Source organism: Paraburkholderia kururiensis JCM 10599 = LMG 19447, from assembly GCF_003986935.1.
Lineage (GTDB): Bacteria > Pseudomonadota > Gammaproteobacteria > Burkholderiales > Burkholderiaceae > Paraburkholderia > Paraburkholderia kururiensis.
On sequence record NZ_RJZE01000022.1, the window covers coordinates 121,764 to 137,769 of the forward strand.

Genomic DNA, 16,006 nt, shown 5'->3' on the forward strand with positions numbered 1-16,006 from the left:
TACTGCGCACGACGTGGGAGCTGCGCGCCAATCTGCCAACCCCGCCAACCCACGCCACCCCCGCCAACCATATGGGAAGGAGATCACTGTGACGAACGCCAACGACAACGCCGGTCTGCATAGCCGCAAAGACGCCGCAACGCCTCGCGGCGTGGGGGTGATGTGCAACTTCTACGCCGAGCGCGCCGAAAACGCGGAACTCTGGGACGTCGAGGGCCGCCGCTTCATCGACTTCGCCGCGGGCATCGCCGTGGTCAACACGGGCCACCGGCATCCGAAGATCGTCGCGGCCATTCGCGCACAGCTGGACCGCTTCACCCACACGGCGTACCAGATCGTGCCGTACGCCTCGTACGTGGAACTGGCGGAAAAGATCAACCGCCGTGCGCCCGGCAACTTCCCGAAGAAGACCGCGTTCTTCACGACGGGCGCCGAAGCTGTCGAAAACGCCGTCAAGATTGCGCGCGCCCACACCGGCCGTCCGGGCGTGATCGCCTTCACGGGCGGCTTCCACGGCCGCACGATGATGGGTATGGCGCTCACGGGCAAGGTCGCGCCGTACAAGATCGGCTTCGGGCCGTTCCCGGGCGACGTGTTCCATGCGCCGTACCCGAACCCGCTGCACGGCGTGAGCACCGCTGACGCCCTGCAAGCCATCGAATTCCTGTTCAAGGCCGACATCGATCCGAAGCGCGTGGCGGCCATCATCTTCGAACCCGTGCAGGGCGAAGGCGGCTTCTACCCGGCGCCCGCCGACTTCGTGCGTGCCCTGCGCAAGATCTGCGACGAGCACGGCATCCTGCTCATCGCCGACGAAGTGCAGACGGGCTTCGCGCGCACCGGCAAGCTCTTCGCGATGGAGCATCACGACGTGGTGCCCGACCTCATGACGATTGCCAAGAGCCTGGGTGGCGGCATGCCGATCTCGGGCGTGGTGGGCCGCGCCGATGTGATGGACGCCGCGGCGCCCGGCGGCCTGGGCGGCACCTACGCGGGCAACCCGCTCGCCGTGGCGGCCGCGCACGCGGTGCTCGACGTAATCGACGAAGAACGGCTCTGCGACCGCGCCACGGCGCTCGGCGAGCGTCTCAAGGCCAAGCTCAGCGCGCTCAAGGGCGAGGTGCCGCAGATCGCCGACGTGCGCGGCCCCGGCGCGATGATCGCCGTCGAGTTCTGCAAGGCCGGCACGGACCAGCCGGACGTCGACTTCACGAAGCGCGTGCAGGCGCGTGCGCTGGAGCGCGGACTGCTGCTGCTCGTGTGCGGCGTCTACTCGAACGTGATCCGCTTCCTGTTCCCGCTCACGATCCAGGAAGCCGTGTTCGACGAAGCGCTCGGAATTCTCGAAGAAGTGCTCAAGGAAAGTGTGGCCGTGGCCGCGTGAATCTGACCGAACGCGCCTTACCGAACGCACCCGCACCTGACCGACCGGAACCGCACATGAAGCTCAACGACCCCTCACTGCTGCAAACGAAGGCGTACCTGGCCGGCGAATGGCAAGGCGCCGACGACGGTTCGACCTTCGACGTCGTGAACCCCGCCACCGGCGAGCGCATCGCCAGCGTGCCGCGCATGGGCGCGCAGGAAACGCGTCGCGCCATTGCCGCGGCCAACGCCGCGTGGCCCGCATGGCGCGCGAAGACCGCGAAGGAGCGCTCGCAAGTCCTGCGCAAGTGGTACGACCTGATGGTGCAGCACGCCGACGACCTCGCGCTGATCCTCACCACCGAGCAGGGCAAGCCGCTCGCCGAGGCGAAGGGCGAGATTCTCTACGCGGCATCGTTCATCGAATGGTTCGCGGAAGAAGGCAAGCGCGTCTACGGCGACACGATTCCGACGCCGGCCGGCGACAAGCGCATCGTCGTCACGAAGGAACCGGTGGGCGTGTGCGCGGCCATCACGCCCTGGAACTTCCCGGCGGCGATGATCACGCGCAAGGTGGGCCCCGCGATGGCGGCGGGCTGCCCCATCGTCGTGAAGCCGGCCGAAGCGACGCCGCTCTCCGCGCTCGCGCTGGCGGTGCTCGCCGAGCGTGCCGGCGTGCCGAAGGGCGTGTTCAGCGTCGTGACGGGCGACCCGAAAGCGATCGGCGGCGAACTCACGGGCAACGCGACCGTGCGCAAGCTCTCGTTCACGGGCTCGACGCAGGTGGGCCGTCTGCTGATGGCGCAGTGCGCGCCCACGGTGAAGAAGGTCTCGCTGGAGCTGGGCGGCAACGCGCCGTTCATCGTGTTCGACGACGCCGATCTCGACGCAGCGGTAGCCGGCGCCATCGCGTCGAAGTACCGCAACAGCGGCCAGACCTGCGTCTGCACGAACCGCTTCTACGTGCACGAGCGCGTCTACGACGCGTTCGCCGCGAAGCTGCAGGAAGCCGTGATGCAGTTGAAGGTAGGCCGCGGCACGGAGCCGGGCGTGGTGCAAGGTCCGCTTATCAATGAAGCTGCGGTGCTGAAGGTGGAGTCGCACATCGAAGACGCGCTCGCCAAGGGCGCGCGCGTGCTGACGGGCGGCAAGCGTCATGCGCTCGGACACGGCTTCTTCGAACCCACCGTGCTCGCCGACGTCACGCCCGCCATGAAGGTGGCGCGCGAAGAAACGTTCGGGCCGCTCGCGCCGCTGTTCCGCTTCTCGTCCGACGAAGAAGTGATCCGCCTCGCCAACGACACCGAGTTCGGCCTCGCCTCATACTTCTACAGCCGCGACATCGGCCGCGTGTGGCGCGTGGCGGAAGCGCTCGAGTACGGCATGGTGGGCATCAACACCGGCCTCATCTCGAACGAGGTGGCACCGTTCGGCGGTGTGAAGCAGTCGGGCCTCGGGCGCGAAGGGTCGCACTATGGGATCGATGATTATGTTGTGATCAAGTATTTGTGTATGGGGGTTTAGGGCGTGGTTTAGCCATTTCCATGTGGCATTGACGGACAAAGGCGTCGCGGCATGCGGCGCCTTTGTCTTTTCGATCCCGCATCTACCCCGCGTCTCCCCCATTCAGCGCCACCACCCGCCCCGCCAGTTCACGCAGCCGCTCCCGTAGCTCGGCAGGAGCAAGCACCTCGACGTTCGGCCCCATCGCCAGCAGTTGTTCAGCGGCGAAGTCGAAAGTCTCCACGGGCAACGTCACTTCCTGCCAGCCGTCAGCGTCCGCTGGCGCAATCGCGGCCTGCTCCACCGACGCCGCGCCCAGCTTCGCGAGCCGCGCCATGCCTTCGCGCGTCACCCGCAACCGCGCCGTGCCCTTGAGCAGGCTCTTCTCGTAGGCCGCGACGGATGCGCTCCATTGCGAGCGCAGATCGAAATCGCCTGGCCGCTCGAAGCGCTCGTTGTCCAGCACGTCGAGCCGCGTGATGTTCGCCACCTTGTAGACGCGCTGGCTGTCGCGCACGCGCGCCACCAGATACCAGTCGCCCGCCTTGAGCACGAGCCCAAGCGGCTCGCGCTTGCGCATGCCGGTGCCCTGCCAGCTGCGGTAATGCATCGCGACGCGCTTCTGCTGCCACACCGCGCTCGCCAGCTGCGGCAGCAGCGGCACCGGCGCGGGCCGCTTGTACCAGTCCACCGGATCGATATGCAGCCGTGCGCCGATTCGCGACGTCGCTGCGCCGCCGTCGCCTGGGGCGGCCGCGATGAGCTTCAGTTGCGCGGCGCGCAATTCGTCGGCGAGACCGAGGTCCGCGGCCGCACCGCCCAGGCCGGCGAGTGCAAGCGTGTCGGCGTCGGCACGGGTGAGATCGGCAAGCGGCGTGCGATAGCCGTCGAGCAACGCGAAGCCGCCTCCGGGCCCGCGGTCGGCGTAGACCGGCACGCCGGCTGCACTCAGCTGATCGATGTCTCGATAGACGGTGCGAATCGAGATCTCGAACTCGTCGGCCAGCGCCTGCGCCGTGACGCGTCCGCGGCCTTGCAGCAACAGCAGCATTGAAATGAGGCGGCTCGTACGCATACGGCGTGTTCCTCGCAACTCTGGAAATCCTGACACCGGTTGTCAGCTATTGGGCAGTATAAGAACAGTCGAGGCAACGGTGCACCGCACCCGCGCTTCCTCACTACGGAACCGTTCATGTCCACCGTTCAGAAACACGTCCCGGCAAGCGCCGGGGCTCAAGCTGATGCCACAGCCTCCCGCGTCGCGCACGAGAACGGCTCGTCGGCGCCCGTCCGACGCGGCCGGCTCACCGTGCTGCAAGGCACGGCGCTCTACATCGGCGCCGTGCTCGGCACGGGCGTCATCGCCCTGCCCGCGCTCGCCGCACAGGTGGCGGGACCGGCCTCGCTGCTCGCGTGGCTCGCGCTCGTCGTGCTCTCGGCGCCGCTGGCCGCGACGTTCGCCGCGCTCGGCATCCGCTTTCCCGATGCGGGCGGCGTCTCGACCTACGTGCGCAATGCGTTCGGACCGCGCGCTGCCGCCGTGGTGGGCTGGTGCTTCTACTTCACGGTGCCTGCAGGGTCGCCAGCCGCCGGCATGTTCGCCGGCGCCTATGTGGCCGCGGCGTTCGGCGGCGGCGAGCACACGACGATCGTGACGGCCGCCGCGCTGGTGCTCATCGTGAGCGCGGCCAACGCGTGGGGCTTGACGGTGTCCGGGCGCTTGCAGCTCGTGCTCGCCGCACTTCTCGTGGGATTGCTGCTGGTCGCGGTGGCGGCGTCGGCACCGCATGCGCGCGCGGCCAACCTGCATCCGTTCGCGCCGCACGGCTGGCTTGCCGTCGGGCCTGCCGCGGCGTTGCTCGTGTGGAGCTTTGCGGGCTGGGAGGCCATCACGCATCTCGCGGGCGAGTTCCGGCATCCCGCGCGCGACTTGCCGCTCGCCACGGGCATCGCGGTTGTGATCGTCGGCGTGCTTTACATGGCGGTGGCCGCCGCGAGCGCGCTCGTGCTCGGGCCGGCAGCGGGCGCATCGACTGCGCCGCTCGCGCAACTGCTGGCCACCGGCGTGGGCGGCAAGGCTCAGGCGTTGACGGCCGTGGCGGCGCTACTGCTCACGCTCGGCACGATGAACGCGTATTTCGCGGGCGCCGCCAAGCTGGGCGCGGCATTGGGCCGCGACGGCGCGTTGCCGGCATGGCTGGCGCGCGGCAGTCTGGCGGGCGATGTGCCGCGCCGCAGCCTCGCTGTGGTGTTCGCCCTCGCAGCGGGCATGCTGATTCTGGTGGCAGCGAGCGGCATCGGGACGAAGTCGCTCGTATTGATGACGACGGGCTCCCTGGTCGCGATTTACGTGCTGGGAACGGCCGCGGCGCTGCGGCTGCTGCCGCGCGGCAGCGCCGCCCACCGCTGCGCGGCGGTGGCGTTCGTGGCCGTGGTGGGACTGCTTGCGCTGACCGGCTGGTATCTGCTCTGGCCACTCGCCATTGCGGCGTGTGCGCTGGGATATCTGCGGTTGCGGGAACGTGGGGGGCGCGGACGCGCGGGGACGCTGACATAGGCCGCGCCCCCGCGCCTTGAAGCTCAGGCGCAGGTCGCGTCGATCAAACCCGTTCGATCGCAATCGCGATGCCCTGGCCCACGCCGATGCACATCGTGCAGAGCGCGTAGCGGCCCTGGGTACGTTGCAGCTGATACATCGCGGTGGTCACGAGGCGCGCGCCGCTCATGCCGAGCGGATGCCCCAGCGCGATGGCGCCGCCGTTCGGATTCACGCGCGGGTCGTCGTCGGCCACGCCGAGCATGCGCAGCACGGCGAGCCCTTGCGAGGCGAACGCCTCGTTCAGCTCGATCACGTCGAACTGACCGATGGTCATGCCAAGCCGCGCGAGCAGCTTCTGCGTGGCCGGCGCCGGGCCGATGCCCATTACGCGCGGCGCGACGCCCGCCGTCGCCACGCCCAGCACGCGTGCACGCGGCACAAGGCCGAAGCGCTTCGCGCTTGCCTCGCTCGCGAGCAGCAGCGCCGCCGCGCCGTCGTTGACGCCCGAGGCATTGCCCGCCGTCACCGTGCCGTCGGGCCGCACCACGCCCTTGAGCTTCGAGAGCGCTTCGAGGCTCGTTTCGCGCGGATGCTCGTCTTTCGCAACCACCACCGGCTCGCCCTTCTTCTGCGGGATCGTGACCGGCACGATTTCCTGCGCGAGCGTGCCGTCGGCCTGCGCGCGCGCAGCCTTCTGCTGGCTGCGCAGCGCGAAGGCGTCCTGGTCCGCGCGACTCACCTCGTAGTCTTGCGCCACGTTTTCGCCGGTCTCCGGCATCGAATCCACGCCGTATTGCTGCTTCATGAGCGGGTTGACGAAGCGCCAGCCGATCGTGGTGTCGTAGATGGCCGCCTCGCGCGAAAACGCCGAGGCGGCCTTGCCCATCACGAACGGCGCGCGGCTCATGCTTTCCACGCCACCCGCGATCATCAGCCCGGCCTCGCCCGATTTGATGGCGCGCGCCGCAATGCCCACGGCGTCCATGCCCGAGCCGCACAGACGATTCACCGTCGAGCCCGGCACGCCCTGCGGCAAGCCCGCGAGCAGCAACGACATGCGGGCCGCGTTGCGGTTGTCTTCGCCGGCCTGGTTCGCGCAGCCGAAGATCACGTCGTCGATCGCGTTCCAGTCCACTTCCTTGTTGCGCTCCATCAGCGCCTTGAGCGGCACGGCGCCCAGGTCGTCGGCGCGCACCTGCGCGAGGGCGCCCGCGTAGCGGCCGATGGGGGTGCGAATGGCGTCGCACAGGAAGGCTTCGGTCATCTGTGTCTCCGGTGGCAGATCATGGCTCAAAGTTCTATATACGAACCTTAGATCGTATATAGAACTTTGAGGCCGATGGTAGGCCTGCCCGGACCGGCATGTCAAGCCACGCGCCGGACCGCTGCGGTCTACCAGCGCGCCCGCTCCAGCAGCCGAACCGCCGCCTGCGCGTCGCATGACGAGCGTGCCCGCCTGTCGGGCTTCAGGAATGCCAGAATCGGCCGCCGCTGTGCCCACCGCAGGTTCGCATCCGCCGCAAGATCCGCGCGAAGCGCGGTTGGCGAAACAAAACGCATGCGCTATCTTCACGGGTTCCTGAAACGGCGCGCCTTTTGCCGTCCCCGCCTTCCCCCCTTGCGTTTATGAGCCAAGCCCCCGACGACCTCACGCCCGTTCCCGACACCGCCGCCCAGGCGCCCGACAAACCCGGCGATTCGTACGTGCAGTCGTTCGCGCGCGGTCTTTCCGTGATCCGCGCCTTCAATGCCCAGCGGCCCGAGCAGACGCTGACCGAAGTCGCCGCCGCCACGGGTCTCACGCGCGCGGGCGCGCGGCGCATCCTGCTCACGCTGCAAACGCTGGGGTATGTGGAAACCGAAGGGCGGCTCTTCCGGCTCACGCCGAAGATTCTCGACCTCGGCTTCGCCTATCTGACCTCGATGCCGTTCTGGAATCTTGCCGAGCCCGTGATGGAGGAACTGTCGGCCGAGGTTCACGAGAGCTGCTCGGCGGCCGTGCTCGACCGGACCGAAATCGTCTACGTGCTGCGCGTGCCCACGCACAAGATCATGACGATCAATCTTTCGATCGGCAGCCGCCTGCCCGCGTATTGCACGTCGATGGGCCGCGTGCTGCTTTCCGCACTCGACGAAGCCGCGCTCGACGCCACCCTCGACGCCTCGCCGCTGCAGACGCACACGCCGCGCACGGTCACGGACAAGGACGAGTTGAAGAAGATCATCGCGCAGGTGCGTCGCCAAGGCTGGGCCATTGTGGACCAGGAGCTGGAAGGCGGCCTGATTTCGCTCTCGGCGCCCATCCGCAACCGCCAGGGGCGCGTCATCGCGGCCATGAACATCAGCGGCAACGCGCAGCGCACCTCGGCAAAGCAGATGGTGAAGACTTTTCTGGAGCCGCTTCAGCAGGCGGCGCAACGCGTTTCGCAGATGGTGGCCCTGCGCGGCTGAGCGCGCTGGCCAGCCCTCGCCGTCAGTCCGCCGCTTCCTTCGCGGTCTCGCGCAGCAGCGAGACCGCCACCAGCGACGCCAGCACGCACAGCGCGACATAACCCGCCGGCGCGAGCTTGCTGCCCGTCACGCGGATCAGCAGACCCAGCACGAACGGCACGCGCCATGCCGCTACGGGGAACTCGGCGGTGACTATATCTATCGCAAAATCAATGGGTTAAAGGCTTTGCGCCCGTAGCCTGCTTTGGCTCTTGCGCCGTGTAACAGAAGTGTAAGCGGTTGGCGCCAGGCTTCCGATGCTGTTCAGTAAAGCACGGCGGCAAAACATGCATATGCCAGCGTGTGGCCATGCCAGGTCGAACGTGCACGAACCCTGCTGCTGCGAAATCGGCAATCGGTATGGTTTCTATCGTGGCGAATGTTCATCGCGTTCCTCCTGCTATCTGTTGTTATTCAGTCGGTCAGGGCACCGTCGTGCCACATGGCACAAAATGCCACCGCTCTGCTTCCGGGTCGCAGAGCGCAACCTGCCGGCATTGCGGCGCATCGCGCCTTTCGGTTCCAATTGAGTTCCACGCACGAGCAGCCACACGGGCGAGCCGGGCGGGGTGCCAGGTGTGCACGTAATCAAGCGTTTCGCGCCAGGCGTAGAGTCCAGCCCATTCATGCAGGCGTGCGACCTCCGCCAGCACCCGTTCATCGAACTCAAAGCTCGGCGGCACGTGCACCCGGTGATGCATCAGACGGGTATAGCCGCCCAGCGCGCCACCCGGCCGGGTCTGCAACCGGCCGTCGATGACCAGCCAGGCGAGATGCACGTCGGTGATCAGCCCATGCCCATCCGCATCCAGGAAAGCGTCCTGCCGTACCTGTTCCGCGGGCATGATCTCGAACCGCTGGCCCATCTGGATGAATCGCAGGACTTCGGTCAGCGCATCGACAGGCGACCGGTAGCAGAGAATCGCGCGCCCGCCTGCGGTCCTCTCGGTCGCGATGCGCTTGTCACCGGCGTTGTCCTGAAACGTCGGCACATACGCCAGCAGTTCCGAAAAGAAGCGCCGTTGCTCACTGTACGGATGGCTTGCCGTATCCATCACGCCCCGGAAAGCGCAACCTGCGGTGACCCCGTTGCGCCGGCATTGCGCGTCGGCGTTGCACCGGACTGGACTGCTGCGGGGCGGCTGAACGCACATTCTTGTAGATATCGGCCGGTCGCTGGTTGAAGCGGACCTTCAGCCAGCCGTAATAGAGGCGCATGTGCGCGAAGATCTGCTGTTCCAGCGTGCCGGTCGCGTTCACGGTACGCATGTATTCATCGAACAGCGCCTTTACGTCTTCGTCGTACTCGAACAGTGCGTTTATTTCCTTGCTGGCGAGTTTCGGCGCGACGAACGGCACGCCGCTGATTGCTGCATCAAGGCGCATGCGGTTCAGGGCGATACGCGCCAACAGGTCGGAGCGCGCCTGTTCTTCAGGGCGGTATCCGCCGCCAATGTCGGAATGCACGCCTGGCAGCGCGATTTCCTCGTAGAACGCGGTACTGCCACGCACAGGTGTCAGCGGAAAGCACGCACGCAGTTCGTGGCCCGACACGAAATGCAGGCACCGCTCGACCTGCTCGGGCACCTGCAAGCGCAGGTCGGAAAGATTATGGGCGGGCAGGCCAACCGATTCGACCGTATCGAACACGCCAAGGAAGCGGAAATGCAGCGGCGCGGATTCGCCGTCCACTGCTGTCGGACAGGGCCAGTGCGGTACGCCGTCCTTCATCGTGCATTTCTTCAGCAGACGGTTCACGAATGCGCGCGCCAGGGTTGCGCCACGTGAGAAGCCGAATACAGCGATGTCGATGCGGCTGACTTTGTGGTTGTATTTCAGGTTTTCCGAAAACTCCTTCTCAGCCTTATCCAGGCGCACATCGCTGCCCGCCCCGGCTCCGCCCCCCAACATTTCGCTATCGCGGACCTTTTCCCACCAGCCTGGATCGCTGGCATCGAGCGGTGTGCCCACGCCAGGATAGTAGAGCGGAACAATCAGCGGCAACTCATCAGCGATATCGAGATAGGGACCAACGTAGCCTTGGGTCGATGCAACCTTGCCGGTCACAACACCCTGAATGCGCGGCCACGTCTCTTCCTTCAGGGGCATGCGGTAAATGCGGTCGCTCGGGATGGCGGTGAACGCGACCTTGTAGCCCTGCTTGAGCGAGGCACTGCACTTCATGCTCACCACCAGCAGGCCGTGCTTCACTTCCGGCAGGGCACGGTTCGACAGCATCAACACGCATGAGGGCGCCATGTCCAGGAGATCGCACTCTCCGGTGTAGACGATCTGTTCGGCCAGTGCCGCTTCCTGCCGCAGCAGGGCTTCGCGCGCCGCATCATGCTCGTCGTCCAGGTCGCGGCCCCATGTGTACGCTTCACCATACGTGGTCCGGTCGTCGCGGATCGCCTTCGTGCCGTCCATGCGCAGGTTGTTCGGCTGCTCGGGACTGTAGCTGCGCACCGTGAATTTCGTGGGGACCGTCTTCGTTTTCATCGTGAGCGACTGCACGGACTCCCGGCCAACCGTATGCAGGCCATTGGGCTCCTGATACGGCACGGTGAGGCGTTCGCGGTCGTGGACGTAATGCGTGAAGTCGTCCCCGAAGCGGACCGTTTCACAGTGCTTGCCGGTCTCGCAGACGAACCAGATGCCGATGCGCCTGCAAAGACGCGTAATGAACGCGAGGTCGTCTTCCTGCCACTGCGTGATGATGAGCCGCTTGCGATAGCTGCGGTAAAGGCTGAATACGTAGTCGGCCAGCACCTTGTCAAAGCCGTTCTCCCTGAGCACCCTTTCGATAACTTCGGGCTCGCTCTCGTTCAAGAAAAAACGGGTACGCGGCGAATTGCGAAGCAGTGCGAGGCGTGATTCGAGCGTCACCTCGTACATCGTCTGTTCGTGATTACTGGCGACGAGAGAAAATCCGGTAATCACCCCCTGAACGCGGCGCGCGTCTTCCGGCGTATGCCAGCGGGTCGCGGGCGGCGGCTGGATGACGAATGACGCCGGTTTCAAGATGAAATCGGTGCGCGACAGGTCGCGTTGCGGATGCGTGAACTGGATTGTGTACTTCGTCGGCTCGCCCATGCCCCGCGTGCCGTCGAACGCATAGACATTGGCGAGCGCGGCACCGCCCGACGACGGTATGTCGAGCGAGTAATACTGGTGCACGTTTATGCCGGGACGTGCCAGCGGATCGCGTGAATTCAAGTGAGCACTCCTGCGAGACGGCAGCGGGATATCCGTCGCCAGGCTATGGATGCTTCACCATTTCTCCCAATATCGCAACCGGGGAATTGTCAAGAAAAATCACGCGACGTTGCACAAAAGATATTTAGCCTCGATTTGACAAGTTTTAAAGCCGGGCTAATGTTGGCTTAAATCACGAATCCCGATTAACGGGTTCGTCATTTTGAGTCCGCACAACGTATTTCTTTCGTCTTATGCCTCGCCCCTCACCACTCGTTCGTGCGCGACCGTTACTCGCCCGAACACGGGGGAATCAGCTACTGAATAAGGGCGCGTCGGTATGTTGGTCGGAACGGTAGGTGGATGAAGCGCGGCGCGCGCGATGCGGGGCGCTTGGCGCGATTGAACTCGGAACACTGACGACGACCGGCGACGCGACGCCGATCTGCGCGTAAGTGGGCGCAATGGCGCCGCGGCCCGCGCGCATGGCGTGAGCAACGGTTTGCGCGGCGACGCTCATCGCTGCCCCAGGTAACGTTCGACGAGCCGCGCCCAGAACGCCGCGCCCACCGGCAGGTTGGTGTCGTTGAAGTCGTAGTGCGGGTTGTGCACCATGCAGCCGTCTTCGCCCACGCCGTTGCCGATGCGCAGGAACGTGCCGGGCCGCTTCTGAAGCATGAAGGCGAAGTCTTCGCTGCCCATCAGCAGGTCGGCCTGGGCCACCACCTTGTCGTGGCCCACGAGTTCGCGCGCCACTTCGACGGCGAAATCGGTCTCGGCCTCGGAATTGATCACCACTGGATAGCCTTCGATGTACTCCACCGTCGCCTTCGCGCCGTAGCTCTCGGCCTGCGCGTGCGCGAGTTCGGCGATGCGCTTTTTCAGCAGCGCGCGCACGTCGGGGCTGAACGAGCGCACGCTCAATTCGAGCCGCGCCGTGCTCGCGATCACGTTGTTCGCGGTGCCCGCATGCATCGAGCCCACCGTGACCACCGCGGGCTGCGCCGGGTCCACGTTGCGCGCGACGATGGTTTGCAGCGCCATCACGATGCTCGACGCCACCACCACGGGGTCCACCGTCAGATGCGGGCGTGCGGCGTGGCCGCCCACGCCCTCGATCACGATCACGGCCTTGTCGCCCGCCGACATGAACGGGCCCTTGCGAAACAGGAACACGCCCGGCTCCGCGCCCGGATGGTTGTGCACGCCGAACACGGCGTCGCACGGAAAACGCTCGAAGAGACCGTCTTCGATCATTTTTTTCGCGCCGCTATCCACGCCGCTTTCCTCGGCGGGCTGGAAATACAGATGCACCGTGCCCGAGAACCGGCGCGTGGCCGCCAGATGCTGCGCGGCGCCCAGCAGCATGGTGGTGTGGCCGTCGTGACCGCACGCGTGCATCTTGCCGTGCGTGGCGCTCGCATACGGCAAGCCGGTCTCTTCGACGATGGGCAGCGCGTCCATGTCCGCTCGAATGCCGATGCTGCGCGCGCTGTTGCCTACCCCGTCGCCTACCTTGAGCGTGCCCACCACACCGGTCTTGCCGACCCCGCGCGTCACCTGCCAGCCCCACGCTTCGAGCCGTTGCGCGACGAGATCGGCTGTTTCGACTTCCTCGTAGGCCAGTTCGGGATGGCGGTGAATCTGGTGACGGATTTCGCGCAGCGCTTCGGCCGCGGGCTGCAGGTCGGCGACTTCGGTGAGACGTGTGGCCTGGGTCATCGGTTACTCCTCATCGGCGGCTCCTTCAGGGAACCCTGGTTGATGGGCGAGCACTATATCGGCGCAATTTCCTTCGAATAAGATGCTGTTTTTTTCACCCCGATTAAGCCTGCTTATCACAGGGTTAACCCTCACCCCGTCACCCATGAAGCTCCAGCAGCTCCAGGCCTTTGTCGCGGCCGCCCACCACAAGAGCCTGCGCGCCGCCGCGCGCGAACTGGGCATTACGCAGCCGGCCGTGACGCACACCATCCGCGAGCTCGAAAACGCGCTCAATGCCGAGTTGATGGTGAGAAGCGTGCGCGGCATCGAACTCACGGCGTGCGGGCTCGCGCTGCTGCCGCGCGCCGAGCAACTGCTGGGCGACATGCAGCGCACCGTCGAAGCCGTGGAACAGGTGAAAGGCGAGCTGGCGGGCAAGGTGAGCGTGGGCACCATGCCTTCCATCGCGCTTACAGCGCTGCCGCACGCCGTCTCCGCCTTTCGCGCGGCCATGCCGCTCGTGCAACTGCATCTGGAGGAAGTCACGGTGCCGGACGCCGTCGCGCGGCTGCGCAACGGCAGCCTCGATATCGCGGCGATCCACCACGTACAGGCGCTCGATAGCGACCTCGTGCAGGAACCGCTCTACTCGACGCAGTTCGTCGTCGCCATGCGCGCCGGGCATCCGCTCGCGAAGGCGCGGCGCCTCGCCGACCTCGTGGACGCCGAATGGATCGTGACCGTGGGCGCCGACCACTTCCCGCACAGTGTGATGATGGCGATGTTCAGCGCCCACGGGCTGCCCGTGCCGAAACGGCTGCTGCGCGCGCCGTCGTCGTTTGCCGTGACGCTCGGGCTCGTCTCGCAGACCGACGTGATCGGCTGCTTCACCCGGCCGCTCGCCGCGATGGTCGCGCCGCTCGGCATCCGCGCGGCCGGCATCGAAGAAACGCTGCCCAGTTACGATCTGAGCGTCATCTCGCGCCGCGATCTGCGGCCCACGCCCGCCGCCGCGCAATTCGTCTCGTGCCTGCAGCGCGCCGCGCGCGAATGCTTCGCCACACCCGGCGAACGAGGCGCCGATGGGTAAAACCCCGCTGGGTAAAACCCTCTACGCGCGGCAACTCAACTTGCGCGCCGTGCTGCCGTTAACCAAACGATAACGATGCGAGCGCGATGCCCTTCGAACCGGTAGCATCAGCATCCGAACCTACCCGTCCCTACCGACCGCCATGCAACCAGGCTCCCCCACCCCTCCGGCCAGCTTCGAAACGATGGGCGTCGCCCTGTTCGATTTCTTCGACCTCACGCCCACCTCGCTGTGGCTCGAAGATTACAGTCAGCTGCGCGCGCTCTTCGACGCCTGGCGCGCCGAGGGCGTAACGGACCTGCGCCGCTTTCTGGAAGAAGACACGAAGCGGGTGGCCGCGTGCTCGGCGTGCATCCGCGTGCTGAAGGTGAACCGGCATACGCTCGCGCTCTACCGCGCGCAGTCTTTCGAAGAGTTGGTGTCGCGGCTCGATCACGTGCTGCGCGACGACATGCTGGAAGCGCACGTCGACGAACTCGTGCAGATGTGGTCGGGCAAAACGGCATTCGAAAGCAAGAGCGTCAACTACACGCTCGACGGCCGGCGCCTCGACATTCTGCTCAAGGGCGTGATCCTGCCGGGGCACGAGGCGCAATGGGACCGCGTGCTCGTGGCCATCGACGACATCACCGAACTCGAAGACGCGCGCCGCCGCGCCACGGCAAGCGAGCAGTACGCGCGCGGCGTGTTCGAGTACTCGCCGGTTTCGCTCTGGATCGAGAACTTCTCGACCATCAAGATGCTGCTCGAAGAAGTGCGCATGCAAGGCATCACGGACTTTCGCACGTTCACCGACGTACACCCCGAGTTCGTGGAGCGCTGCATGGCCGAAATCCAGGTGCTCGACGTCAACCAGCACACGCTCGGCATGTTCAAGTCGCCGGACAAGGCGACGCTGCTCTCGCGCCTGCCTGACGTGTTCCGCGACGACATGCGTCCGCACTTTCGCGAGCAGCTGATCGACCTGTGGGAGGGGCGGCTCTTCCAGCAGCGCGAAGTGGTCAACTACGCGCTGGACGGCAACGAGGTCAACGTGCACCTGCAGTTCTCGGTGTTTCCGGGGCACGAGGAACATTGGGACCTCGTGCTGCTCGCGCTCACGGACATCACGGCACGCAAGAAGGCGGAGATGTACCTCGAATATCTCGGCAAGCACGACGTGCTGACCAAGCTCAAGAACCGCTCGTTCTACGTGGACGAGTTGAACCGGCTGGAACGCAAGGGGCCGTTCCCGGTGAGCGCGATCATCGTGGACCTCAACAACCTGAAGGCCGTGAACGATCAGCTCGGGCACGCAGCGGGCGACGCCCTGCTGCGCCGCGCCGGCGAAGTGCTCGGCAAGGCGGTGCAGAAGCCGTTCCAGACGGCGCGTATCGGCGGCGACGAGTTCGCGGTGCTGATGCCCGGCGCCGACGCGCGCGACGCCGAAATGGCGATGGAGAGCATCGTCAAGCTCGTCGAACTCAACAACCAGTTCTATACGGGACCGCGGCTCAGCTTCTCGATGGGCAGTGCGACCTGCGAGAAGGGCACGCGACTCGAAGACATGCTGCGTGCCGCCGACAAGGCGATGTACGAGAACAAACGCAACCACTACGAAGCGGTGAACAACCTGGGGCGATAACGGCACATGACGGCGTGGTGGGTAGAGGTGGCGTCGCTTGTTCGGACAGGGTCCCGAGATTTTTAAGTGGAACCACCGGGGCGTTCATGCTGCCGATTTAATCGCAGGCAGCGTCGCGAAGTATGCCTCGTCCGGCGTGCGGTCTTCCAGACTAGAATGAGGTCGTTTCTGGTTGTACAGATTGATGTAATTGCCGATTGAGCGCCGGGCGTGGCTGACCGACTCGTATGCCTTCAGGTACACCTCCTCATACTTGACGCTTCGCCACACCCGTTCGACGAACACGTTGTCGCGCCAGGCTCCCTTGCCGTCCATGGACAGTTTGATGCCGCGATCCAGAACCGCGTCGGCAAAAGCGGTCGCAGTGAACTGGCTGCCCTGATCGGTGTTGACGATCTCCGGCTGGCCGTATTTCGCGAAGGCCTCTTCCAGCGCCTCGACCGCATGGATCGCTTCCAGCGTGATCGCCACCCGATGTGCCAATACCTTACGGCTG

Annotated in this window: 12 protein-coding genes and 1 pseudogene; 6 read left to right on the forward strand and 7 right to left on the reverse strand. The window is 65.8% G+C overall.

What is annotated here, in order from left to right:
* Positions 1–160 precede the first annotated feature (160 nt).
* Both gabT and gabD read left to right on the forward strand, forming a co-directional pair.
* Positions 161–1,384: a 4-aminobutyrate--2-oxoglutarate transaminase gene (gene gabT, locus PKKP23_RS24790; protein ID WP_240659132.1), complete on the forward strand. Its 1,224-nt coding sequence runs from the start codon at positions 161–163 to the stop codon at positions 1,382–1,384.
* A gap of 56 nt (positions 1,385–1,440) precedes the next feature.
* Positions 1,441–2,889 (forward strand): NADP-dependent succinate-semialdehyde dehydrogenase, encoded by a 1,449-nt coding sequence (gene gabD, locus PKKP23_RS24795; RefSeq protein ID WP_017775389.1) that lies wholly within the window; start codon positions 1,441–1,443, stop codon positions 2,887–2,889.
* An 82-nt stretch (positions 2,890–2,971) separates the two neighbouring features.
* Here gabD and PKKP23_RS24800 read toward each other — a convergent pair whose 3' ends face one another.
* The gene (locus tag PKKP23_RS24800; protein WP_126878824.1) at positions 2,972–3,943 is read right to left on the reverse strand and encodes a helix-turn-helix transcriptional regulator; all 972 of its coding nucleotides are present in this window, start codon (positions 3,941–3,943) and stop codon (positions 2,972–2,974) included.
* A gap of 117 nt (positions 3,944–4,060) precedes the next feature.
* Between PKKP23_RS24800 and PKKP23_RS24805 the strand changes: the two genes are divergently transcribed.
* A complete protein-coding gene (locus PKKP23_RS24805) occupies positions 4,061–5,425 on the forward strand; it encodes an APC family permease (RefSeq protein WP_240659129.1) in 1,365 nt (454 codons plus the stop codon).
* A gap of 43 nt (positions 5,426–5,468) precedes the next feature.
* Here PKKP23_RS24805 and pcaF read toward each other — a convergent pair whose 3' ends face one another.
* On the reverse strand, positions 5,469–6,671 hold the full coding sequence (pcaF, locus tag PKKP23_RS24810) for a 3-oxoadipyl-CoA thiolase (RefSeq protein ID WP_126878825.1): 1,203 nt from the start codon (positions 6,669–6,671) through the stop codon (positions 5,469–5,471).
* 362 nt (positions 6,672–7,033) lie between these two features.
* Here pcaF and PKKP23_RS24815 point away from each other — a divergent pair, with 362 nt between their 5' ends.
* The gene (locus tag PKKP23_RS24815) at positions 7,034–7,858 is read left to right on the forward strand and encodes an IclR family transcriptional regulator (protein WP_017775384.1); all 825 of its coding nucleotides are present in this window, start codon (positions 7,034–7,036) and stop codon (positions 7,856–7,858) included.
* 22 nt (positions 7,859–7,880) lie between these two features.
* Here the strand turns inward: PKKP23_RS24815 and PKKP23_RS24820 are convergent.
* The 4 genes and pseudogenes from PKKP23_RS24820 to PKKP23_RS24840 all read right to left on the reverse strand — a co-directional run.
* A pseudogene (locus PKKP23_RS24820) lies at positions 7,881–7,997 on the reverse strand (MFS transporter); the annotation flags it as partial.
* Positions 7,998–8,319: 322 nt separating this feature from the next.
* A complete protein-coding gene (locus PKKP23_RS24825; protein WP_126878826.1) occupies positions 8,320–8,952 on the reverse strand; it encodes a hypothetical protein in 633 nt (210 codons plus the stop codon).
* Positions 8,924–11,113, reverse strand: coding sequence for a type VI secretion system tip protein VgrG (gene vgrG, locus PKKP23_RS34625; RefSeq protein WP_240659130.1), 2,190 nt, complete (start codon positions 11,111–11,113; stop codon positions 8,924–8,926). Before vgrG ends, PKKP23_RS24825 begins: the two co-directional genes overlap by 29 nt.
* A 495-nt stretch (positions 11,114–11,608) precedes the next feature.
* Positions 11,609–12,814 carry a M20 aminoacylase family protein gene (locus PKKP23_RS24840; RefSeq protein WP_126878827.1) on the reverse strand — a complete coding sequence of 402 codons (1,206 nt, stop codon included), beginning with the start codon at positions 12,812–12,814 and terminating at the stop codon, positions 11,609–11,611.
* Positions 12,815–12,959: 145 nt separating this feature from the next.
* On the opposite strand from PKKP23_RS24840, the gene PKKP23_RS24845 reads away from it, so the two are divergent.
* Together PKKP23_RS24845 and PKKP23_RS24850 are read left to right on the forward strand one after the other, a co-directional pair.
* On the forward strand, positions 12,960–13,886 hold the full coding sequence (locus tag PKKP23_RS24845; RefSeq protein ID WP_126878828.1) for a LysR family transcriptional regulator: 927 nt from the start codon (positions 12,960–12,962) through the stop codon (positions 13,884–13,886).
* A 142-nt stretch (positions 13,887–14,028) separates the two neighbouring features.
* Positions 14,029–15,510, forward strand: coding sequence for a sensor domain-containing diguanylate cyclase (locus PKKP23_RS24850; protein WP_126878829.1), 1,482 nt, complete (start codon positions 14,029–14,031; stop codon positions 15,508–15,510).
* Between the two features lie 84 nt (positions 15,511–15,594).
* Here PKKP23_RS24850 and PKKP23_RS24855 read toward each other — a convergent pair.
* Positions 15,595–16,006 (reverse strand): integrase core domain-containing protein (locus PKKP23_RS24855; RefSeq protein ID WP_138721041.1); only part of this gene is annotated, 412 nt, incomplete at its 5' end.

Coding starts and splice junctions, on each gene's coding strand:
- PKKP23_RS24800 (WP_126878824.1), bottom strand. CDS start 3,943: ATGCGTACGAGCCGCCTCATTTCAATGCTGCTGTTGCTGCAAGGCCGC.
- gabD (WP_017775389.1), top strand. CDS start 1,441: ATGAAGCTCAACGACCCCTCACTGCTGCAAACGAAGGCGTACCTGGCC.
- PKKP23_RS24825 (WP_126878826.1), bottom strand. CDS start 8,952: ATGGATACGGCAAGCCATCCGTACAGTGAGCAACGGCGCTTCTTTTCG.
- pcaF (WP_126878825.1), bottom strand. CDS start 6,671: ATGACCGAAGCCTTCCTGTGCGACGCCATTCGCACCCCCATCGGCCGC.
- PKKP23_RS24845 (WP_126878828.1), top strand. CDS start 12,960: ATGAAGCTCCAGCAGCTCCAGGCCTTTGTCGCGGCCGCCCACCACAAG.
- PKKP23_RS24805 (WP_240659129.1), top strand. CDS start 4,061: ATGTCCACCGTTCAGAAACACGTCCCGGCAAGCGCCGGGGCTCAAGCT.
- gabT (WP_240659132.1), top strand. CDS start 161: ATGTGCAACTTCTACGCCGAGCGCGCCGAAAACGCGGAACTCTGGGAC.
- PKKP23_RS24840 (WP_126878827.1), bottom strand. CDS start 12,814: ATGACCCAGGCCACACGTCTCACCGAAGTCGCCGACCTGCAGCCCGCG.
- PKKP23_RS24815 (WP_017775384.1), top strand. CDS start 7,034: ATGAGCCAAGCCCCCGACGACCTCACGCCCGTTCCCGACACCGCCGCC.
- PKKP23_RS24850 (WP_126878829.1), top strand. CDS start 14,029: ATGCAACCAGGCTCCCCCACCCCTCCGGCCAGCTTCGAAACGATGGGC.